Source organism: Pseudomonas sp. DW-iso3, from assembly GCF_058725305.1.
Genome location: NZ_JBZXDZ010000001.1, coordinates 1,162,861 through 1,183,105, shown reverse-complemented (window position 1 = coordinate 1,183,105; position 20,245 = coordinate 1,162,861). Strand labels below are relative to the sequence as shown.

Sequence of the window (20,245 nt, the reverse complement as noted above, 5' to 3'; positions counted from 1 at the left end):
GCAAGCCCAAAAGCCCTTGGCGGTCGGTGGCCGAGTATAGACAGTTAGGTTACTAATGACAACGCGCACTCCTCACCCTAATAGCGGATTGCGCTGGGGGAATAAAAGGCGTAAACGGCAGTCAATTTCGAGGAAAAAGTACGGTTAAAGCCTTCTGCTGCAAGACTTTAGGCAAATTGACATCTGGATTTATATCAATATAGTGGTGCGGGCCCTGCGTGGGGGGTCTGTCTGATGATTTGAAGCATAAATAGGAGGCCACATGGCTGACAAAAAAGCGCAGTTGATCATCGAGGGCGCAGCCCCCGTCGAGCTGCCCATTTTAACCGGCACCGTTGGTCCCGATGTTATCGACGTACGGGGCCTGACGGCCACGGGCCGTTTCACATTCGACCCAGGCTTCATGTCGACCGCCTCTTGCGAGTCGAAGATCACCTACATCGATGGTGATAATGGCATTTTGCTGCATCGCGGCTACCCGATCGAGCAACTGGCCGAGAAATCGGACTATCTGGAAACCTGCTACCTGCTGCTAAATGGCGAATTGCCAACAGCCGAGCAGAAAGCCCAGTTTGTCAGCACCGTGAAGAACCACACCATGGTTCACGAGCAGTTGAAGACCTTCTTCAACGGCTTCCGTCGCGACGCCCACCCGATGGCCGTCATGTGCGGCGTGGTCGGCGCCCTGTCGGCCTTCTATCACGACTCCCTCGACATCAATAACCCGCAGCATCGCGAAATCTCCGCGATCCGCCTGGTTGCCAAGATGCCGACCCTGGCCGCAATGGTTTACAAGTACTCCATGGGCCAACCCATGATGTACCCGCGCAACGACCTGACGTACGCGGAAAACTTCCTGCACATGATGTTCAACACGCCGTGCGAGATCAAACCGATCAGCCCGGTGCTGGCCAAGGCCATGGACCGGATCTTCATCCTCCATGCCGACCACGAACAGAACGCCTCCACCTCTACCGTCCGCCTGGCAGGCTCTTCGGGTGCCAACCCGTTCGCCTGTATCGCCGCCGGTATCGCCGCACTGTGGGGCCCTGCCCACGGCGGTGCGAACGAAGCCGTATTGACCATGCTCGATGAAATCGGCGATGTCTCGAACATCGACAAGTTCATCGCCAAGGCAAAGGACAAGAACGATCCGTTCAAGTTGATGGGCTTCGGTCACCGGGTCTACAAGAACCGCGACCCGCGCGCCACCGTGATGAAGCAGACCTGCGACGAAGTGTTGAAGGAACTGGGCATCAAGAACGATCCGCAACTCGAACTGGCCATGCGCCTGGAAGAGATCGCCCTGACCGACCCGTACTTCATCGAACGCTCGCTGTACCCGAACGTCGACTTCTACTCGGGGATCATCCTCAAGGCGATCGGCATTCCAACCAGCATGTTCACCGTGATCTTCGCCCTGGCGCGGACCGTGGGCTGGATCTCCCACTGGAAAGAAATGCTCTCCAGCCCTTACAAGATTGGCCGCCCACGCCAGCTGTACACCGGCTACGAGTCGCGTGACATCACCCAGCTGGAAGATCGCAAGTAAGCATTCAACCGCTTATTAGTTGCACTGAATAAGGCCTCCTCTGGAGGCCTTATTTGTTTCTGCCAGCACCGACCTCCGCAGGCGTTGGCTGGCCAGCGATAAGGCCCGCAAGCATAGCTCCAGGTTCAAGGAGGGCTATCGTCGGCAAGCCGGCCACTAGAATGGATCGTGGTTGACCCAGCCAAGGTGAAGGCACTTTTATTGATACAGGATTTGAGAAACAGTTTTGTGGAATCCGTTACCAATAAAAGCAAAAAAATGCCCCGATCTCACGACCGGGGCATTTTTTTGTAGCGGTTACAGCGGTTAGTGGCTAACAGCCCCACTCGACCCCAGGCCAGTCTGCGAACGCACAAACTGCGGGAAGTACAGCGCACGTTCTTTCTCTGCCGCCGACGACTTGTCGGTGATGGAGAAGAACCAGATGCCGACGAACGCAATGATCATCGAGAACAGCGCCGGGTACTCATAAGGGAAGATGGCTTTTTCATGGTGCAGGATCGACACCCAGATGGTCGGGCCCAGCACCATCAGGCCAACGGCACTGACCAGCCCCAGCCAACCACCAATCATCGCACCACGGGTGGTGAGGTTTTTCCAGTACATGGAAAGCAGCAACACCGGGAAGTTACAACTGGCAGCAATGGAGAACGCCAGGCCGACCATGAACGCAATGTTCTGGCTTTCGAACAGGATACCCAGGCCGATAGCCAAGACGCCCAAGGCAATCGTGGTGATCTTCGAGACGCGAATCTCGTCCTTGTCGTTGGCCTTGCCTTTCTTGATCACGCTGGCGTACAGGTCATGGGACACCGCCGAAGCACCGGCCAGGGTCAGACCGGCAACCACCGCGAGAATGGTGGCGAAGGCCACGGCCGAGATGAAGCCCAGGAAGATACTGCCACCCACCGCGTTGGCCAGGTGCACTGCCGCCATGTTGTTGCCGCCCATCAAGGCGCCTGCTGCATCCTTGAACGCCGGATTGGTGCTGACCAGCAGGATCGCGCCAAAGCCGATGATGAAGGTCAGGATGTAGAAGTAACCGATGAAACCTGTGGCGTAGAACACGCTCTTGCGCGCTTCTTTAGCGTCGCTGACGGTGAAGAAGCGCATCAGGATGTGTGGCAGGCCAGCCGTACCGAACATCAACGCAAGCCCGAGGGAGAACGCTGAAATCGGGTCTTTCACCAAGCCGCCGGGGCTCATGATCGCCTCACCTTTAGGGTGAACCTTGATCGCCTCGGAGAACAGGGCATTGAAGTCGAAGTTGACATGCTTCATCACCATCAGCGCCATGAACGAGGCCCCCGACAGCAACAGCACGGCCTTGATGATTTGTACCCAAGTGGTCGCCAGCATGCCGCCGAACAGCACATAGAGCACCATCAGGATACCCACCAGGATCACCGCTACATGGTAGTCCAGGCCGAACAGCAGTTGAATCAGCTTGCCCGCACCAACCATCTGCGCGATCAGGTAGAACGCCACCACCACCAGCGAACCACAAGCCGACAGGCTGCGGATCTGGGTCTGGCCCAAGCGATAGGACGCCACGTCGGCAAAGGTGTACTTGCCCAGGTTACGCAGGCGCTCGGCGATCAGGAACAGAATGATCGGCCAGCCCACCAGGAAGCCGATCGAATAGATCAGGCCGTCATAACCGGAGGTGTAGACCAGCGCGGAAATCCCCAAGAAGGACGCCGCCGACATGTAGTCACCGGCAATCGCCAGGCCGTTCTGGAAACCGGTGATCTTGCCGCCGGCCGCGTAGTAGTCGGCTGCCGACTTGTTGCGCTTGGAGGCCCAATAGGTGATGCACAGGGTGGCGCCGACAAACACGACGAACATCACGATGGCCGAAACGTTCAGGGGTTGCTTGTGCACTTCACCGGTCAATGCGTCCGCCGCCCAAACGGCTGGAGCAAAGATCGAAGCACCCAATATTGCCAGTAGACGCCGGATCATTGCGCAGCCTCCTTGAGAATCGCATTGTTCAGGTCGTCAAACTCGCCATTGGCCCGACGCACATAGATGCCGGTCAGGACGAAAGCGGACACAATCAGCCCGACGCCCAGGGGAATGCCCCAGGTGATCGACGAACCGGGGCTGATCTTGGCCCCCAGTAATTGTGGCCCATAGGCGATCAACAGGATGAAAGCGGAGTAAAGCCCTAGCATGATCGCCGAGAGAATCCAGGCGAACCTTTCCCTTTTTCTCACCAGCTCCTTGAAACGCGGGCTGTTTTGAATCGAGAGGTAAATGCTGTCGTTCATTGTTTTTATCCTCGCAGCACAGCTTTTTTATTATTGGAACGTATCCACTGTATGCGGCTGCGGAACAGGTTCCAGACGACCTTAGTATTAGAGGGAGTGTAGCGAGGGTTTGCGCGAGCACAGGAAGATTTGCGAGGCGTGAAATTAATGTGGGAGGGGGGCTTGCCCCCGATGGCGGAGCGTCAGTCAAAAACACTCTGACTGGACCATCGCCATCGGGGGCAAGCCCCCTCCCACAGGGTTGTAACTGGGGTTCTACTTACCGACCCATTCGGCGACACGCTCAGGGTGCTTGGCAACCCAGTCCTTGGCCGCGGCATCAGGCTTGGCGCCTTCTTGAATCGCCAGCATCACTTCGCCGATTTCGTCCTTGGAGGCCCACTGGAATTTCTTCAGGAAGGCCGCGACTTCCGGCGCTTTCTTCTCCAGGCCTTTGCTGCCGATGCTGTTGACGGTTTCAGCAGCGCCATAAATTCCTTTTGGATCGTCCAGGAAACGCAGTTTCCACTTGGCGAACATCCAGTGTGGCACCCAACCGGTGACCGCAATGGACTCCTGTTTGTCTTCGGCACGGGTCAACTCGGCGATCATTGCCGCGCCCGAACTGGCTTGCAGTTTGTAATCGAGGCCGTACTGCTTGATGGCTTCGTCGGTCTTGAGCATCACGCCCGAACCGGCGTCGATACCGACGATTTTGTTCTTGAAGGTGGTGTCGGTCTTGAGGTCTTCGATGGACTTGGCCTTGACGTACTCCGGCACGATCAGGCCGATCTTCGCGTCTTTGAAGTTGGGGCCGTAGTCGACCACCTTGTCCTTGTTCTTGGCCCAGTACTCGCCGTGGGTGACGGGCAGCCAGGCGGAGAGCATGGCGTCGAGCTTACCGGTGGCCACGCCCTGCCACATGATCCCGGTGGCGACGGCTTGCAGTTTCACGTCATAACCGAGCTTGGACTTGATCACTTCTGCCGCCACGTGGGTGGTGGCCACGCTGTCGGACCAGCCATCCACATAGCCGATGCTCAGGGTCTTGCTGTCGGCGCTGGCCAGTGTGGAGCTCATCGCAACTACCAGAGTGGCAGCTGCGCCCAAGAGTCGTCGCATCTTCATAGTACTTCCCCGAAAGTGCTGCGCCCGGCGAATGCCGAGCGACGTCAACCTGTTGTTATGTGGTGCACCGCGCCCCCTTCACGCGCATCGATCACGGTAGTGCGCCGTCAGCGGAGTACTGACACCTCGATCATCAACCTGCCCGGGTGTTCGACCTGCTCTGTCAACGACATCCTGCAAGCAAGGAACGACATCACATCGCCAGTAGGATGTTTTGTAGGACCCTGCGTCAAAATCCCGCCTGAACTTTGCATGTCAAAATTATGCATCCCCACTGAGAAGGGGAAAATCCGGGTAAGATGCGCGCCTTTGCTCCTCCAGATAAGCCGACCATGCCTGCGACTGCCCGCTTCCCTGCCCTGCCCTATTGCTTCGCCTTGATCCTCGGCCTGCTGGCCCTCTTTGCTTATTGGTATGGCCTCGGCCGGCCCGTCGTGCTGCCCGATGTCGCCAGCGCCACGCACAAGATGCAGTGCGCGTCCTATACCCCGTTCGATAAGGATCAATCGCCGTTCGACCAGCCGTTCGCCCTGCGCCCCGAACGCATGGACGCCGACCTTGCCCTGCTTGCCACCCGCTTCGAGTGCATTCGCACCTATTCCATGACCGGCCTGGAAGCCTTGCCGGACATGGCGCGCAAGCATGGACTGAAGGTGATGGCCGGGGCCTGGGTGAGCAGCGACCCGGTAGCGACCGCAAAGGAAATCGACGAACTGATCGCCTCGGCCAACGCCCACCCGGATGTGGTCACCGCCGTGATCGTCGGCAACGAAGCGCTGCTGCGCAAGGAAGTCACCGCCGCACAGCTGGTGAAGCTGATCAAGACCGTCAAAAGCCAGATCAAGCAGCCGGTGACCTACGCGGATGTGTGGGAGTTCTGGCTGCAACACCCGGAAATCGCCCCGGCGGTGGATTTCCTCACTATCCACCTGTTGCCGTACTGGGAAGATGATCCATCGGGCATCGATCAGGCCCTCAAGCACGTGGGCGATGTGCGCCAGACCTTCGGCAACAAGTTTGCACCCAAGGACATCTTGATCGGTGAAACCGGCTGGCCAAGCGAAGGCCGCCAGCGCGAGACCGCCGTACCGAGCCGGGTCAATGAGGCCAAGTTCATGCGCGGTTTTGTAGCCATGGCTGAGGCGAATGGCTGGCACTACAACCTGATTGAAGCCTTTGACCAACCCTGGAAACGTGCGAGCGAAGGCGCCGTGGGCGGTTACTGGGGCCTGTTCGATGCGGATCGCCAGGACAAGGGCATCCTCGCCGGGGCGGTGACCAACGTGCCGTACTGGCCGCTATGGCTGGGCGTCGGCGGGATTATCCTGTTGGGCACTCTGGTGCTGGGGGGGCGTATACGCAGCCCGCGTGCCGCTATTGCCCTGCCGCTGTTGGGTGCGGTGGCGGCTTGCTCCATCGGCACCTGGGCCGAGCTGACCCGCGTGACGGCGCGCTTTAATGATGAATGGGTGTGGGCGGGGTTGCTGCTGGTGTTGAACCTGCTGGTGCTGGCTCACGCGGCATTGGCGTTGAGCGCACGGGAAGGTTGGCGTGAGCGGGCATTCGACTGGCTGGAGCAGCGCGCAGGCTGGCTGGTGGCGATTGCCGGGTTCGCGGGTGCGGTGATGATGCTGACGTTGGTGTTTGATCCGCGCTATCGCAGCTTCCCAAGCGCGGCGCTGCTGCTGCCAGCCTTGGTGTACCTGGTGCGACCGGTGACGGGACCGCGTCGGGAGATTGCGCTGCTGGCCTTTATCATCGGCGCTGGCGTTGCGCCACAACTGTACCGTGAAGGCTTGCTGAACCAGCAGGCGTGGGGCTGGGCCATGGTCAGCCTGCTCATGGTTGCAGCCTTGTGGCGTTGCCTGCGGGTGCGCGAGGCTTAAGACCGCTTTCGCGAGCAAGTCGAAGCGTCGAACCGCCGCTTCGACTTGCCTGCGAAGAGGTTCTATCAAGCAGCCCGAGGCTTCCTGACCAACCGCAACCCCGCAATCACCACCGCAAACACCGCAAACGTGGTGTTGTACAACGCCAGCGCCGGCAGGCCGAACACCATCCCCAGCACCGCCAACCCCCACCCCGCCCGCCCCGGCACGAAAAACGCCAGCAGCGACGTGATCAACGCCGCCCAGCCCAACACCTTGAAGTGAATCATCAACCCCAGGTTTGAACGCAGCTGGCATTCCCAGCGGCTGGCCTCATCCGCGCAGATCCCCACCCACTGGCCATCTTCCATAAAGCCGTAGCGTGCGCCATAACTGGCGGCCAGCCACAGCGGCAGGGCAATAAGCAGCAGTATCAACGGAAAACGATGGGACATTGGGGCACTCCAATAGGCAAAAACGGCGCTCAGCTTAATGCGCCAGAGGCCGTTGGCAAGGCGCATACACACAATTAATTTTTACCTATACGTGTCAACGTGTATCGTCTGGCTACTATTACCCCGATTCCGCCTTTTTTCCGACATTTCGTGCCGCGTGATGGCACTTCGGCGAGTGGACGGCGGTCATAGCCTGCGAACTTCATTAAGTACGTTTCCTCCTAGGGATTAAGTCATGCTCCGTTCCTTGCGCTGCGCTGCCTTGCTGGGCAGCCTTTTTTTGAGTGCGTCAGCACTGGCCGTCGATATCGACCAGGCCACCTATGGCTTCCCTTTGACGAATCCGTTCGAAGCGACCATCGCCACTACCCCGCCTGACCTTCGGCCGAAATTGCCGAGCGATGACGAGATCAACCAGTCCGACTACACCCTGAACATGCGCCCCGAGCGCGAGTTCAGCCTGCCGGACAACTTCTGGGCGGTGAAGAAACTCACCTACCGCATCGCCAAACAGGATCGCGCCGCGCCGTTGATCTTCCTGATCGCGGGCACCGGTGCGCGGTTTGACAGCAGCATCAACGAATACCTTAAAAAGCTGTATTACCAAGCCGGCTACCACGTGGTGCAACTGTCGTCGCCCACCAGCTTCGACTTCATCAGCGCCGCCTCGCGCTTCGCCACCCCGGGTATCACCCAGGAAGACGCCGAAGACATGTACCGCGTGATGCAAGCCGTGCGTGCGCAGAACGCTTCGCTGCCGGTGACCGACTTCTACCTCACCGGCTACAGCCTCGGCGCGCTGGATGCGGCGTTCGTCAGCAAGCTCGACGAGACCCGCCGCAGCTTCAACTTCAAGAAAGTCTTGCTGCTCAACCCGCCGGTCAACCTCTACACCTCGATCACCAACCTCGACAAGCTGGTGCAGACCGAGGTGAAAGGGATCAACAACACCACCACCTTCTATGAATTGGTGCTGAGCAAGCTGACCCGCTACTTCCAGCAAAAGGGCTACATCGACCTGAACGATGCCCTGCTCTACGACTTCCAGCAATCCAAGCAGCACCTGACCAACGAACAAATGGCCATGCTGATCGGTACCTCGTTCCGCTTCTCGGCGGCCGACATCGCCTTCACTTCGGACCTGATCAACCGCCGCGGCCTGATCATCCCGCCGAAGTACCCGATCACCGAAGGCACCAGCCTGACGCCGTTCCTCAAGCGTGCGCTGCAGTGCGACTTCGATTGCTACCTCACCGAACAAGTGATTCCGATGTGGCGCGCCCGCTCCGACGGCGGCAGCCTGTTGCAACTGGTTGACCAAGTCAGCCTGTACGCCCTCAAGGACTACCTGCACACCAACCCGAAGATCGCCGTGATGCACAACGCCGACGACGTGATTCTTGGCCCAGGCGACCTCGGCTTCCTGCGTAAAACCTTCGGCGATCGCTTGACCGTCTACCCGCTGGGCGGCCATTGCGGCAACCTCAATTACCGCGTCAACGCCGACGCCATGCTGGAGTTCTTCCGTGGCTAAATATCTTTTGCTGCTTGCCGCCTTGATGTGCGCAGGCGTGGCCAATGCCGACAACAGCAAGGCCCATGAGCCGGTCAATGTCGACGCCGATGGGTTCAAGGAACCGCTGACCAAACTCAAGTTCAACCCGGGCCTGGATCAGCGTGAGTTCGAGCGTTCGTCGCTCACTGCACTCAACGTGTATGACCCGCTGGAATCGTGGAACCGTCGCGTGTACCACTTCAACTACCGCTTCGACCAATGGGTGTTCCTGCCGGTGGTCAACGGCTACACCTACGTGACCCCCAGCTTCCTGCGTACCGGCGTGAGCAACTTCTTCAACAACCTGGGCGATGTGCCCAACCTGTTGAACAGCCTGCTGCAGCTTAAAGGCCATCGCTCCCTGGAAACCACCGGCCGCCTGCTGGTCAACACCACCATCGGCATCGCCGGCCTGTGGGACCCGGCTACCGCCATGGGCCTGCCACGCCAGAGCGAAGACTTTGGCCAGACCTTGGGGTTCTACGGCGTGCCAGGCGGTGCGTACCTGGTGCTACCGATCTTTGGCCCGTCGAACCTGCGCGATACCGGCGGCCTGATCGTCGACTACGGCGCGGAAACCCAGATCAACTTCCTCAACGTGTCGGAAGTCAGTTCCAACCACCCGGAAATCTGGGCGTTGCGTGCGGTAGACAAGCGTTACCAGACCAGCTTTCGGTATGGCCAGATGAACTCGCCGTTCGAGTATGAGAAGGTGCGGTACATCTATACGGAATCACGCAAGTTGCAGATTGCCGAGTAAACGCCCACAAAAAAGGCCATTCGATTGAATGGCCTTTTTTTATTGCGCGATCAAGCCTTCGCGGTGTTCCAGAGCTTGCCCACCCCGCTGACCACCGCCAGCACCACCGCGCCGGCGATGATCCCCGCCACGCCATTGAGCAACGTCGGCACCAACCACGCCACCCCGCCAGCACTCTGGCTGACCGTCTCGATCCAGTGATGCACCACCGGCAAGCCGTGGGTAAGGATCCCGCCACCCACCAGGAACATCGCCGCCGTACCGATCACCGACAGGCTCTTCATCATGTAAGGCGCCGCGCGCAGGATAGCGCCACCGATACTGCGCGCCGCCTGGCCAGGCTTCTGGGTGAGCCACAGGCCCAGGTCATCCAGCTTGACGATACCGGCCACCAGCCCGTAGACGCCCACGGTCATGACGATGGCGATACCGGACAGCACGATCACCTGCTGCGTCAATGGCGCATCGGCCACGGTGCCGAGGGTAATGGCGATGATCTCGGCCGAAAGGATGAAATCAGTGCGAATGGCGCCTTTGATCTTGTCCTTTTCAAAGGCCACCAGGTCGATGGCCGGATCGGCCACAGCCTTGACCAATTGCGCATGTTCGGCGTGGTCTTCGACCTTGCTGTGTAGGAACTTGTGCGCGAGTTTCTCGAAACCTTCGAAACACAGGTAGGCCCCGCCAAGCATCAGCAGCGGCGTCACCGCCCAAGGCGCAAACGCACTGATCAACAAGGCGGTGGGCACCAGGATCAACTTGTTGACGAAGGAGCCCTTGGCCACCGCCCACACCACGGGAATTTCCCGCTCGGCGCGCACCCCAGAGACCTGTTGGGCATTGAGCGCCAAGTCATCACCCAGCACGCCGGCGGTCTTTTTCGCCGCCATTTTCGTCATCAGGGCAACGTCATCGAGTACTGCGGCGATATCGTCGATCAACACCAACAAACTGCTTCCTGCCATGAATCGGGCTTCCATAAGAGAGGGATGGACCGAGCATAGCGCGGCGCAACGCTTTATGGGCACATTGTTGAGGCGCGCGGATGGCCGGTGCTACCATGCGCAACCGCCTGTACTGGCAAGGAAACCTCTGGTTCATGAGCACCATTCGCGAGCGCAACAAAGAAAAAATCCTGCGGGCGGCCAGCGAGGAGTTTGCCGACAAGGGCTTCGCCGCGACCAAAACCAGCGACATCGCCGCCAAGGCCGGGCTGCCCAAGCCCAACGTCTATTACTACTTCAAGTCCAAGGACAACCTCTACCGCGAGGTGCTCGAAAGCATTATCGAGCCGATCCTGGCTGCTTCCACGCCGTTCAATCCGGATGGCGAGCCCTCGGTGGTCCTGAGCAACTACATCCGTTCCAAGATCCGCATCTCCCGCGACCTGCCCTTCGCCTCCAAAGTGTTCGCCAGTGAAATCATGCACGGCGCGCCGCACCTCAGTGCGGATCAGGTCGAGCAGCTCAACGCCCAGGCCAAGCACAATATCGCGTGCATCCAAAGCTGGGTGGATCGTGGCCTGATTGCGCCGATTGACCCCAATCACTTGATGTTCAGCATCTGGGCGGCGACGCAGACCTATGCGGATTTTGATTGGCAGATCTCGGCGGTAACCGGGAAGGCCAAGCTGGATGAGGCGGATTATGAGGCGGCGGCGCAAACGATTATCAGACTGGTGCTCAAGGGGTGTGAGCCGGACTGACATAAATAGCAAGAACACTGCCACCCCCCTGTGGGAGCGGGCTTGCTCGCGAAAGCGCCCTCCCAGACACATCCTGCCAAAAGCCTGCCGATCGGCATTAACTAGCTGATCTAGCCTCTCAGAACTCCATCTGAAGAGAGGCTAAGGAATGCCTGATCAACCTGCTTCAAATCGCCTGCGTATTGGTCGCTATGACGAACCCAACCGTGTCTATTTGCTGACCAGTAATACCCTTGATCGAATACCTATATTCAGTGACTTCAAACTGGGCCGGCTGGTCGTGCAGCAGTTCAGGATCGCCCAGCATCAAGGGCTGGCTACTTCTTTGGCTTGGGTAGTGATGCCCGATCATTTCCATTGGTTGATCTCATTGGAAAAGGGCTCACTTGCCGATTTGATGCGTCAGGTGAAGTCTAAAAGTACTCGAATGGTGAATGCGGTTTCAGGCCGTCAAGGACGCTTATGGCAACCTGGTTTTCATGACCATGCCGTACGGCGGGAAGAAAGCCTTGAAGGAATCGCCCGGTACATCGTGGCCAACCCTCTGCGGGCGGGTCTGGTAAAGAAGTGTGGCGACTACCCACTTTGGGATGCCATTTGGCTTTGACTGGATACCGAGTCGCCTGCATTCGCGGGCAAGCCCGCTCCCACATTTGAGCGTATTCACAAATATAAATGTGTGAACTCATTCAAGTGTGGGAGCGGGCTTGCCCGCGATGAGGCCCGACAGACCAGCAAAAAATCAGGCCGACACCCCCGCATCCGCCATCAACCCCACCCCCTCGATCGCCGTAATCGCGCACTGCTCATCAATATCCGACGTATCCCCGCTGATTCCAATCGCCCCCAGCACCACGCCCTCCTGACTCCGAATCAGCACCCCGCCCGGCGCGGGCACCACGCTGCCGTGTCCCAGGCTATTCAACGCCGCGATAAACGCCGGGCGCTGTTGCGCGTCCAGCGCCAGCAGACGTGAGCCCTTGCCCAGGGCGATCGCGCCCCAGGCCTTGCCGATGGCGATCTGCGGGCGCAGCAGGCTGGCGCCATCTTCGCGTTGCAGGGTGACCAGGTGGCCGCCGCTGTCGAGCACGGCGACGGTCAGCGGTGCGGCTGAGATGGTGCGCCCGGCGCTGAGGGCCTGGCTGGCCAGTTGGGTGGCGAGTTTCAAGGTTAAAGCGCTCATGGTGCCGTCCTTCTTTTGTTATTGGGAAAGCGGTGGAGGTCTGAATGATCAGATGCTCGATCAAACAAATAGAACACAATGACTTTTAATTTTGTATACAATATTTTCGCACAAAGGCTCCATACGTCGAAAAAAGCTGTTCCGACGAACGTAAAGACCCGTGCATAAAATGCATTGACCTGCGCCGCTCGCCGTTAATACACTTTGACCAGACACCACTTGTATACAATTACAAAACGCAAGAGGCACCAAAATCATGAGCAAAATGAGAGCAATCGAAGCCGCTGTCCTGGTGATGCGCCGCGAAGGTGTGGACACCGCCTTCGGCATCCCGGGCGCCGCGATCAACCCGCTGTATTCGGCCTTGCAGAAGGTGGGTGGCATCGATCACGTCCTTGCTCGCCACGTTGAAGGCGCCTCCCACATGGCCGAGGGTTACACCCGCACCAAGGCCGGCAATATCGGCGTGTGCATCGGCACCTCGGGCCCGGCGGGCACTGACATGGTCACCGGCCTGTACAGCGCCTCGGCCGACTCAATCCCGATCCTGTGCATTACCGGCCAGGCACCCCGCGCCCGCATGCACAAGGAAGACTTCCAGGCCGTGGACATCACCAGCATCGTCAAGCCGGTGACGAAGTGGGCGACCACCGTCCTCGAACCCGGCCAAGTGCCGTACGCCTTCCAGAAAGCCTTCTACGAAATGCGCTCCGGCCGCCCGGGCCCCGTGCTGATCGACCTGCCGTTCGACGTGCAGATGGCCGAGATCGAATTCGACATCGACGCCTACCAGCCACTGCCCCTGGCCAAGCCACTGGCAACCCGCGTGCAGGTGGAAAAAGCCCTGGCGCTGCTGGACAAGGCTGAACGCCCACTGCTGGTGAGCGGTGGGGGCGTGATCAACGCCGACGCCAGCGAGCTGCTGGTTGAATTCGCTGAACTGACCGGCATCCCGGTGATTCCGACCCTGATGGGCTGGGGCACCATTCCGGACGATCACCCACAGATGGTCGGCATGGTCGGTCTGCAGACGTCCCACCGTTATGGCAACGCGACAATGCTCAAGTCGGACGTGGTGCTGGGCATCGGTAACCGCTGGGCCAACCGCCACACCGGCTCGGTGGAGGTGTACACCGAGGGTCGCACGTTCATTCACGTCGACATCGAGCCGACGCAGATCGGCCGCGTTTTCACCCCGGACCTGGGCATCGTCTCCGACGCCGGCTCCGCCCTGACGATGTTCATTGAAGTGGCCCGCGAGTGGAAAGCCGCCGGCAAGTTGAAGGACCGCAGCGCCTGGCTGAACGACTGCCAGCAACGCAAAGCCACCCTGCACCGCAAGACTCACTTCGACAACGTGCCAGTCAAGCCACAGCGCGTTTACGAAGAAATGAACCAGGTGTTCGGCAAAGACACCTGCTACGTCAGCACCATCGGCTTATCGCAAATTGCCGGCGCGCAATTCCTGCACGTGTACAAGCCGCGGCATTGGATCAACTGCGGCCAGGCCGGCCCGTTGGGTTGGACCATTCCCGCCGCGCTCGGCGTGGTCAAGGCTGACCCGAGCCGCAAGGTGGTGGCACTGTCGGGCGACTATGACTTCCAGTTCATGATCGAAGAACTGGCCGTGGGCGCGCAGTTCAAGCTGCCATACATCCACGTGGTGGTGAACAACTCCTACCTCGGTCTGATCCGCCAGGCCCAGCGCGGGTTTGAAATGGACTACTGCGTGCAGCTGTCCTTTGACAATCTCAACGCCCCGGAACTCAACGGCTATGGTGTAGACCACGTCGCCGTCGCCGAAGGCCTGGGTTGCAAGGCCCTGCGCGTATTCGAACCAAGCCAGATCGCGCCGGCCCTGCGTCGCGCCGAGGAGATGATCGAAGAATTCAAGGTTCCAGTGATCGTTGAGATTATTCTGGAGCGCGTCACCAATATTTCCATGGGCACCGAGATCAACGCCGTCAACGAATTCGAAGATCTGGCACTGGTCGGCAACGATGCGCCGACTGCCATTTCCCTGCTCGATTAAGGAGAACCTTATGCCGCGTTTCGCCGCCAACCTGTCCATGCTGTTTACCGAACAGGACTTTCTTGCCCGTTTCAAAGCGGCCGCCGATGCGGGCTTCGAAGGTGTCGAGTACCTGTTCCCCTATGAATTCAGCTCTGCCGAAATCAAGGCGCAACTTGACGCCCACGGCCTGACCCAGGTGCTGTTCAACCTGCCGGCCGGCGACTGGGCCAAGGGCGAACGCGGCCTGGCGTGCCACCCCGACCGGGTCGAGGAGTTTCGTGCCGGGGTCAAGCTGGCGATCGCCTACGCCCAAGTGCTGGGCAACACCCAGATCAACTGCCTGGCAGGCATCCGGCCACAAGGCATTGACGACGAGATTCTGGAAAAGACCTTCGTCGCCAACCTCAAGTACGCCGCCGAAAAACTGCAAGCCGTGGGCATCAAGCTGGTGATGGAAGCGATCAACACCCGTGACATCCCAGGCTTCTATCTGAACAACACGGCGCAAGCCCTGTCGATTCGCGAACAGGTGGGCAGCGACAACCTGTTCCTGCAATACGACATCTACCACATGCAAATCATGGAAGGCGATCTGGCCCGCACCATGGCCGCGCACCTGGGTGAGATAAACCACATCCAGCTGGCGGATAACCCAGGGCGCAACGAGCCGGGCACCGGCGAGATCAACTACCGCTTCCTGTTCGAACATTTGGACCGCATCGGCTACACGGGTTGGGTCGGCTGTGAATACAAGCCGTTGACCACCACCGAAGCCGGTTTGGGTTGGCTCAAAACCCACAACGCGATCTAACAGACACAACACAAACCAATGTGGGAGCTGGCTTGCCTGCGATAGCGGTGTATCAGGCAATCAGTCTGTAACTGAACGATCGCCATCGCAGGCAAGCCAGCTCCCACAGTAGATCTTCGGTGTTTGGCAGACCGAGCTGGGCCTGCCTATCGAATAACAAGAGGCTTTTCTCATGGCTAAAATCGGATTTATCGGCACCGGCATCATGGGTCAACCCATGGCCGCCAACCTGCAGAAAGCAGGTCACCAACTGTTCCTCTCCGAGCACCACGGCAAGGCTCCGCAGGCCCTGGTCGACGCGGGCGCCGTGGCCTTGGCCAACCCTCAGCAAGTGGCGCAGGAGGCCGAGTTCATCATCGTGATGGTGCCGGACACCCCGCAGGTCGACGACGTGCTGTTCCGCAAAGACGGTGTCGCGGCGGGCCTGTCGCCGAACAAAGTCGTGATCGACATGAGCTCGATCTCCCCCACCGCCACCAAGGCGTTCGCAGCAAAGATCAACGAAACCGGCGCGCAGTACCTGGATGCACCGGTGTCCGGCGGTGAGGTCGGTGCCAAGGCCGGCACCCTGAGCATCATGATCGGCGGCGAACCGCAGACCTTCGAACGCGCCCTGCCGCTATTCCAGGCCATGGGCAAGAACATCACCCTGGTGGGCGGCAATGGTGATGGGCAGACCGCCAAGGTCGCCAACCAGATCATCGTGGCGCTGAATATCCAGGCGGTGGCCGAAGCGCTGCTGTTCGCCTCCAAGAACGGCGCCGACCCGGCCAAGGTGCGTGAAGCGCTGATGGGCGGGTTCGCTTCGTCGAAAATCCTTGAGGTGCATGGCGAGCGCATGATCAAGGGCACCTTCGACCCGGGCTTCCGTATCAACCTGCACCAGAAAGACCTCAACCTGGCCCTGGCCGGTGCCAAGGAATTGGGGATCAACCTGCCGAACACCGCCGGTACGCAGCAAGTCTTCAGCACCTGTACCGCGATTGGCGGCGGTAACTGGGACCACTCGGCGCTGATCAAGGGCCTGGAACATATGGCGAATTTCTCGATTCGCGATAAATAACCCCGTTTCACCGCACCTTTGAAATGCGGTCGAGTGTGGGAGCGAGCTTGCTCGCGAAAGAGGTCGATCAGTCAGCATGGATGTTGGATGTCAGACCGCATTCGCGAGCGAGCCCGCTCCCACATTTGATCGCATTCCGATCCGAAACGTGATGCACCTCTAATAACAAGAATCCCCGGGAGCCCGCTTATGTCGGTCGATCCGCAACACCTGCTTCGCGAGCTGTTTGCCACAGCCATCGACGCCGCCCACCCCCGGCAAGTCCTTGAACCCTACCTGCCCGCCGACCGCAGCGGTCGTGTGATCGTGATCGGCGCTGGCAAAGCGGCCGCCGCCATGGCCCTGGTCGTGGAAAACGTCTGGCAGGGTGAAGTCACCGGCCTGGTCGTGACCCGCTACGGGCACGGCGCGCCGTGCAAGAAAATCGAAATCGTCGAAGCCGCTCACCCGGTGCCCGATGCCGCCGGCCTGGCCGTGGCCCAGCGCGTGCTGGCACTGATCAGCAACCTGACGGAGCACGACCGCGTTATCTTCCTGTTGTCCGGCGGTGGCTCTGCCCTGCTGGCGCTGCCCGCCGAGGGCATCACCCTGGCCGACAAACAGGCCATCAACAAAGCCCTGCTCAAATCCGGTGCCACCATTGGCGAGATGAATTGCGTGCGCAAGCACCTGTCGGCCATCAAAGGCGGTCGATTGGCGAAAGCGGCATGGCCGGCCACTGTATACACCTACGCGATTTCCGATGTGCCGGGCGACCAGGCCACGGTGATCGCCTCCGGCCCGACGGTCGGAGACCCCAGCACCTCGCAACAAGCCCTGGCGATCCTCAAGCGCTACAACATCGACGCCCCCGCTTCGGTGCGCAGCTGGTTGCAAAACCCCGCCTCGGAAACCGTCAAGCCCGGCGACCCGGTGCTCGCCCGTAGCCACTTCCAATTGATCGCCCGCCCCCAGCAATCCCTGGAGGCAGTCGCCGTAAAAGTGCGCCAGGCCGGGTTCAGTCCATTAATCCTCGGCGACCTGGAAGGCGAAGCGCGGGACGTGGCTAAAGTGCACGCCGGCATCGCCCGACAGATCGTGCAACACGGCCAGCCGCTGGCAGCGCCGTGCGTGATTCTCTCCGGCGGCGAAACCACCGTGACGGTACGTGGCAATGGTCGTGGCGGACGCAATGCAGAGTTCCTGCTGAGCCTCACCGACAGCCTAAAGGGCCTGCCCGGCGTGTACGCCCTGGCCGGTGACACCGACGGCATCGACGGCTCGGAAGACAACGCCGGCGCCATCATGACGCCGTGCAGTTATTCGCGCGCCGAAGCCCTCGGCCTGTCGGCCAGCGACGAGCTGGATAACAACAACGGCTACGGCTATTTCGCCGCCCTCGACGGTTTGATCATCACCGAGCCCACGCGCACCAACGTCAACGACTTCCGCGCCATCCTGATCCTTGAGACTGCCAAACATGACGCCTGACAAGAAGGTCAAAATCCTCGCCACCCTGGGCCCGGCCACCGACGGTATCGATGACATCCGCGAGCTGGTGGAAGCTGGCGTGAACATCTTCCGGCTCAATTTCAGCCACGGCGACCACGCCGACCACGCCCAGCGCTACCAGTGGATTCGTCAGGTCGAGCGTCAGCTGAATTACCCGCTGGGTATCCTCATGGACCTGCAAGGGCCGAAGCTGCGGGTCGGGCGCTTTGCCGAGGGCAAGGTGCAACTGGTGCGTGGCCAGGCATTGCGCCTGGACCTGGACGAAACACCGGGCGACCAGCGTCGGGTCAACCTGCCCCACCCGGAAATCATCGCGGCGCTGGAACCCGGCATGGACCTGCTGCTGGACGATGGCAAGCTGCGCCTGCGGGTCATCACCAAACATGCCGACGCCATCGACACCACCGTACTGAACGGCGGCGAATTGTCTGACCGCAAAGGCGTGAACGTCCCACAAGCCCTGCTGGAGCTCAGCCCATTGACCGCCAAGGATCGGCGCGATTTGAGCTTTGGCCTAGAGCTGGGCGTGGACTGGGTGGCACTGTCGTTCGTACAGCGCCCGGAAGATATCCGCGAAGCCCGCGAGCTGATCGGCGACAAGGCCTTCCTGATGGCCAAGATCGAGAAGCCCTCGGCCGTGCAGCGCCTGCAGGAAATCGCCGAACTGAGCGACGCGATCATGGTGGCCAGAGGCGACCTGGGCGTGGAAGTGCCCGCCGAGAGTGTGCCGCAGATCCAGAAAGACATCATCAGTACCTGCCGCCAACTGGGCAAACCGGTGGTGGTGGCGACCCAGATGCTGGAGTCGATGCGCTTCTCACCGGCTCCGACCCGCGCCGAAGTCACCGATGTCGCCAATGCCGTGGCCGAAGGCGCGGACGCGGTGATGCTGTCGGCGGAAACCGCATCCGGCGAATACCCGCTGGAAGCCGTGCAGATGATGAGCAAGATCATCCGCCAGGTGGAGAACGGCCCGGATTACCAGGCTCAGCTCGACGTCAGCCGACCGAAGGCGGATGCCACCGTATCGGACGCCATCAGCTGCGCAATCCGCCGCATCAGCAGCATCCTGCCGGTGGCAGTGCTGGTGAACTACAGCGAGTCGGGCAGTTCCAGTCTGCGCGCGGCGCGGGAACGGCCGGTGGCGCCGATCCTCAACCTCACGCCGAACCTGTCCACGGCGCGGCGGTTGAGCGTGGCGTGGGGCGTGCATTCGGTGGTCAATGACAGGCTGCGCCAAGTAGACGAGGTGTGTTCCACGGCGCTGGAGATTGCCCAGGCGCAGGGGATGGCGGAGCGTGGGGATACCTTGGTGATTACGGCGGGGGTGCCGTTCGGGCAGCCGGGGTCGACGAACTCATTGCGTATCGAGACGTTGATTTAGCGTCTGTAAGGGCCTCATCGCGGGCAAGCCCGCTCCCACATTTGATCGATGTTCGACATGAAAACTCGGTCAACTGTGGGAGCTGGCTTGCCTGCGATAAGGGCAACTCGGCCTGATTGAATGACCCCAAATGCACAACCCAACCTGTCCCGACTGGGCCGAAGCCCTGCTTAACGGCTTCAGCCAGATCTTCCTGCAGCGCCAGCCGCTGTGTGGCCTGCTGTGCCTGCTGGCGATCCTGATCGGCGCGCCGACCTTGCTTGGCGGCGCGCTGCTGGGAGGCCTGGCGGGGTTGCTCACGGCCCAGCGCCGGGCCTATCCCAAGGCCGAACGCCAGGCAGGGCTGTACAGCTACAACGGCGTGTTGCTGGGGTTGTTGATCAGCCAGCACTTCGCCTGGTCAGCCGTGTTGCCGCCGCTGATCCTGGCGTGCGGTGGCTTGAGTGCGATCCTGACGCGGCAATGGTTGAAACGCGCCACTCAGCCCAGTGATTTGCCCGCCTACACCGCGCCGTTTGTCGGCCTGGGTTGGTTGCTGCTGGGCACCCTGCCGGAGCGTGCATTTGCCCTGAACGTACCCGACGCCTCGGCCATCTTCACCGCGCCTTTTACCGGGCTCGCCCAAATCATGCTGCTGGACCAGCCTGTGGCCGGCGCCTTGATTGCGTTGGGCCTGTGGTTGGCCAACCGCCGCGCGGCCACCTGGGCGTTGATCGGCGCCAGTGTCGGCGTACTGATCGCGCTGTGGCTGGACGAACCCGCCACTGCCCTCCTTGGCCTGCACAGCTACAACCCGGCGCTGGCTGCCGTGGCGTTGAGCCAAATACGTCGCCAACCCTGGCTGCCGCTGCTCGGCATCCTGCTGGCAATCACCCTCACCCCAGGCTTTGCCGCCCTGCATCTGCCTGCGTTGACCGCGCCGTTCATCCTCGCCTGTTGGCTGGTGCGCGCTGGCGCTCGGGTGCTGCGCAAACCCCGCATGGACAGGCCCTTCGAATCCCCCTAGGCTTGCTCGATATTCGTTTCA

At 60.3% G+C, this 20,245-nt stretch carries 18 protein-coding genes; 12 read left to right on the top strand and 6 right to left on the bottom strand.

Annotated features, from left to right (window positions below; all coding sequences use genetic code 11):
• Positions 1-262: 262 nt before the first annotated feature.
• A complete protein-coding gene (gltA, locus tag AC4PS7_RS05535; RefSeq protein WP_003204440.1) occupies positions 263-1,552 on the top strand; it encodes a citrate synthase in 1,290 nt (429 codons plus the stop codon).
• A 306-nt stretch (positions 1,553-1,858) separates the two neighbouring features.
• On the opposite strand, the gene AC4PS7_RS05530 is transcribed toward gltA, so the two are convergent.
• The 3 genes from AC4PS7_RS05530 to AC4PS7_RS05520 form a co-directional block, all read right to left on the bottom strand.
• Entirely contained in the window at positions 1,859-3,517 is a 1,659-nt protein-coding gene (locus AC4PS7_RS05530; protein WP_010211744.1) for a cation acetate symporter, read from the bottom strand.
• On the bottom strand, positions 3,514-3,825 hold the full coding sequence (locus AC4PS7_RS05525; RefSeq protein ID WP_010211745.1) for a DUF485 domain-containing protein: 312 nt from the start codon (positions 3,823-3,825) through the stop codon (positions 3,514-3,516). Before AC4PS7_RS05525 ends, AC4PS7_RS05530 begins: the two co-directional genes overlap by 4 nt.
• A gap of 255 nt (positions 3,826-4,080) precedes the next feature.
• The gene (locus tag AC4PS7_RS05520; RefSeq protein WP_010211747.1) at positions 4,081-4,932 is read right to left on the bottom strand and encodes a glycine betaine ABC transporter substrate-binding protein; all 852 of its coding nucleotides are present in this window, start codon (positions 4,930-4,932) and stop codon (positions 4,081-4,083) included.
• Positions 4,933-5,264: 332 nt separating this feature from the next.
• On the opposite strand from AC4PS7_RS05520, the gene AC4PS7_RS05515 reads away from it, so the two are divergent.
• The gene (locus AC4PS7_RS05515; protein ID WP_236267723.1) at positions 5,265-6,818 is read left to right on the top strand and encodes a glycoside hydrolase family 17 protein; all 1,554 of its coding nucleotides are present in this window, start codon (positions 5,265-5,267) and stop codon (positions 6,816-6,818) included.
• Positions 6,819-6,883: 65 nt separating this feature from the next.
• Here AC4PS7_RS05515 and AC4PS7_RS05510 read toward each other — a convergent pair whose 3' ends face one another.
• Positions 6,884-7,252, bottom strand: a complete 369-nt coding sequence (locus AC4PS7_RS05510; protein WP_069673346.1) for a hypothetical protein — start codon at positions 7,250-7,252, stop codon at positions 6,884-6,886.
• Positions 7,253-7,487: 235 nt separating this feature from the next.
• Here AC4PS7_RS05510 and AC4PS7_RS05505 point away from each other — a divergent pair, with 235 nt between their 5' ends.
• Together AC4PS7_RS05505 and AC4PS7_RS05500 are read left to right on the top strand one after the other, a co-directional pair.
• Positions 7,488-8,786, top strand: coding sequence for a serine protein kinase PrkA (locus AC4PS7_RS05505; protein WP_010211752.1), 1,299 nt, complete (start codon positions 7,488-7,490; stop codon positions 8,784-8,786).
• Positions 8,779-9,567: an MlaA family lipoprotein gene (locus tag AC4PS7_RS05500; RefSeq protein WP_010211753.1), complete on the top strand. Its 789-nt coding sequence runs from the start codon at positions 8,779-8,781 to the stop codon at positions 9,565-9,567. The genes AC4PS7_RS05505 and AC4PS7_RS05500 overlap by 8 nt, the downstream gene beginning before the upstream one ends.
• Before the next feature lie 50 nt (positions 9,568-9,617).
• On the opposite strand, the gene AC4PS7_RS05495 is transcribed toward AC4PS7_RS05500, so the two are convergent.
• On the bottom strand, positions 9,618-10,532 hold the full coding sequence (locus AC4PS7_RS05495; protein ID WP_010211754.1) for a DUF808 domain-containing protein: 915 nt from the start codon (positions 10,530-10,532) through the stop codon (positions 9,618-9,620).
• 134 nt (positions 10,533-10,666) lie between these two features.
• On the opposite strand from AC4PS7_RS05495, the gene AC4PS7_RS05490 reads away from it, so the two are divergent.
• Together AC4PS7_RS05490 and AC4PS7_RS05485 are read left to right on the top strand one after the other, a co-directional pair.
• Positions 10,667-11,272, top strand: a complete 606-nt coding sequence (locus AC4PS7_RS05490) for a TetR/AcrR family transcriptional regulator (RefSeq protein ID WP_010211756.1) — start codon at positions 10,667-10,669, stop codon at positions 11,270-11,272.
• Positions 11,273-11,420: 148 nt separating this feature from the next.
• Entirely contained in the window at positions 11,421-11,879 is a 459-nt protein-coding gene (locus AC4PS7_RS05485; protein ID WP_021492212.1) for an REP-associated tyrosine transposase, read from the top strand.
• Positions 11,880-12,014: 135 nt separating this feature from the next.
• Here AC4PS7_RS05485 and AC4PS7_RS05480 read toward each other — a convergent pair whose 3' ends face one another.
• Entirely contained in the window at positions 12,015-12,455 is a 441-nt protein-coding gene (locus tag AC4PS7_RS05480) for a GlcG/HbpS family heme-binding protein (RefSeq protein ID WP_010211758.1), read from the bottom strand.
• Positions 12,456-12,711: 256 nt separating this feature from the next.
• On the opposite strand from AC4PS7_RS05480, the gene gcl reads away from it, so the two are divergent.
• The 6 genes from gcl (at position 12,712) to AC4PS7_RS05450 (ending at position 20,224) form a co-directional block, all read left to right on the top strand.
• Positions 12,712-14,487: a glyoxylate carboligase gene (gene gcl / locus AC4PS7_RS05475; RefSeq protein WP_038453017.1), complete on the top strand. Its 1,776-nt coding sequence runs from the start codon at positions 12,712-12,714 to the stop codon at positions 14,485-14,487.
• A 10-nt stretch (positions 14,488-14,497) separates the two neighbouring features.
• On the top strand, positions 14,498-15,280 hold the full coding sequence (gene hyi, locus AC4PS7_RS05470) for a hydroxypyruvate isomerase (RefSeq protein WP_010211763.1): 783 nt from the start codon (positions 14,498-14,500) through the stop codon (positions 15,278-15,280).
• Between the two features lie 172 nt (positions 15,281-15,452).
• Positions 15,453-16,343 (top strand): 2-hydroxy-3-oxopropionate reductase, encoded by an 891-nt coding sequence (locus AC4PS7_RS05465; RefSeq protein ID WP_021492215.1) that lies wholly within the window; start codon positions 15,453-15,455, stop codon positions 16,341-16,343.
• 189 nt (positions 16,344-16,532) lie between these two features.
• The gene (locus tag AC4PS7_RS05460; RefSeq protein ID WP_137206494.1) at positions 16,533-17,813 is read left to right on the top strand and encodes a glycerate kinase type-2 family protein; all 1,281 of its coding nucleotides are present in this window, start codon (positions 16,533-16,535) and stop codon (positions 17,811-17,813) included.
• Positions 17,803-19,218 carry a pyruvate kinase gene (gene pyk / locus AC4PS7_RS05455; RefSeq protein WP_016979579.1) on the top strand — a complete coding sequence of 472 codons (1,416 nt, stop codon included), beginning with the start codon at positions 17,803-17,805 and terminating at the stop codon, positions 19,216-19,218. Before AC4PS7_RS05460 ends, pyk begins: the two co-directional genes overlap by 11 nt.
• Before the next feature lie 130 nt (positions 19,219-19,348).
• Complete coding sequence (locus AC4PS7_RS05450; protein ID WP_047543536.1) at positions 19,349-20,224, top strand: urea transporter; 876 nt, start codon at positions 19,349-19,351, stop codon at positions 20,222-20,224.
• Positions 20,225-20,245 lie beyond the last annotated feature (21 nt).

What these genes read in the sequence shown, in the direction of transcription:
- gltA (WP_003204440.1), top strand. Translation starts at nt 263, where the DNA reads ATGGCTGACAAAAAAGCGCAGTTGATCATCGAGGGCGCAGCCCCCGTC.
- AC4PS7_RS05530 (WP_010211744.1), bottom strand. Translation starts at nt 3,517, where the DNA reads ATGATCCGGCGTCTACTGGCAATATTGGGTGCTTCGATCTTTGCTCCA.
- AC4PS7_RS05525 (WP_010211745.1), bottom strand. Translation starts at nt 3,825, where the DNA reads ATGAACGACAGCATTTACCTCTCGATTCAAAACAGCCCGCGTTTCAAG.
- AC4PS7_RS05520 (WP_010211747.1), bottom strand. Translation starts at nt 4,932, where the DNA reads ATGAAGATGCGACGACTCTTGGGCGCAGCTGCCACTCTGGTAGTTGCG.
- AC4PS7_RS05515 (WP_236267723.1), top strand. Translation starts at nt 5,265, where the DNA reads ATGCCTGCGACTGCCCGCTTCCCTGCCCTGCCCTATTGCTTCGCCTTG.
- AC4PS7_RS05510 (WP_069673346.1), bottom strand. Translation starts at nt 7,252, where the DNA reads ATGTCCCATCGTTTTCCGTTGATACTGCTGCTTATTGCCCTGCCGCTG.
- AC4PS7_RS05505 (WP_010211752.1), top strand. Translation starts at nt 7,488, where the DNA reads ATGCTCCGTTCCTTGCGCTGCGCTGCCTTGCTGGGCAGCCTTTTTTTG.
- AC4PS7_RS05495 (WP_010211754.1), bottom strand. Translation starts at nt 10,532, where the DNA reads ATGGCAGGAAGCAGTTTGTTGGTGTTGATCGACGATATCGCCGCAGTA.
- AC4PS7_RS05490 (WP_010211756.1), top strand. Translation starts at nt 10,667, where the DNA reads ATGAGCACCATTCGCGAGCGCAACAAAGAAAAAATCCTGCGGGCGGCC.
- AC4PS7_RS05485 (WP_021492212.1), top strand. Translation starts at nt 11,421, where the DNA reads ATGCCTGATCAACCTGCTTCAAATCGCCTGCGTATTGGTCGCTATGAC.
- AC4PS7_RS05480 (WP_010211758.1), bottom strand. Translation starts at nt 12,455, where the DNA reads ATGAGCGCTTTAACCTTGAAACTCGCCACCCAACTGGCCAGCCAGGCC.
- gcl (WP_038453017.1), top strand. Translation starts at nt 12,712, where the DNA reads ATGAGCAAAATGAGAGCAATCGAAGCCGCTGTCCTGGTGATGCGCCGC.
- hyi (WP_010211763.1), top strand. Translation starts at nt 14,498, where the DNA reads ATGCCGCGTTTCGCCGCCAACCTGTCCATGCTGTTTACCGAACAGGAC.
- AC4PS7_RS05465 (WP_021492215.1), top strand. Translation starts at nt 15,453, where the DNA reads ATGGCTAAAATCGGATTTATCGGCACCGGCATCATGGGTCAACCCATG.
- AC4PS7_RS05460 (WP_137206494.1), top strand. Translation starts at nt 16,533, where the DNA reads ATGTCGGTCGATCCGCAACACCTGCTTCGCGAGCTGTTTGCCACAGCC.
- pyk (WP_016979579.1), top strand. Translation starts at nt 17,803, where the DNA reads ATGACGCCTGACAAGAAGGTCAAAATCCTCGCCACCCTGGGCCCGGCC.
- AC4PS7_RS05450 (WP_047543536.1), top strand. Translation starts at nt 19,349, where the DNA reads ATGCACAACCCAACCTGTCCCGACTGGGCCGAAGCCCTGCTTAACGGC.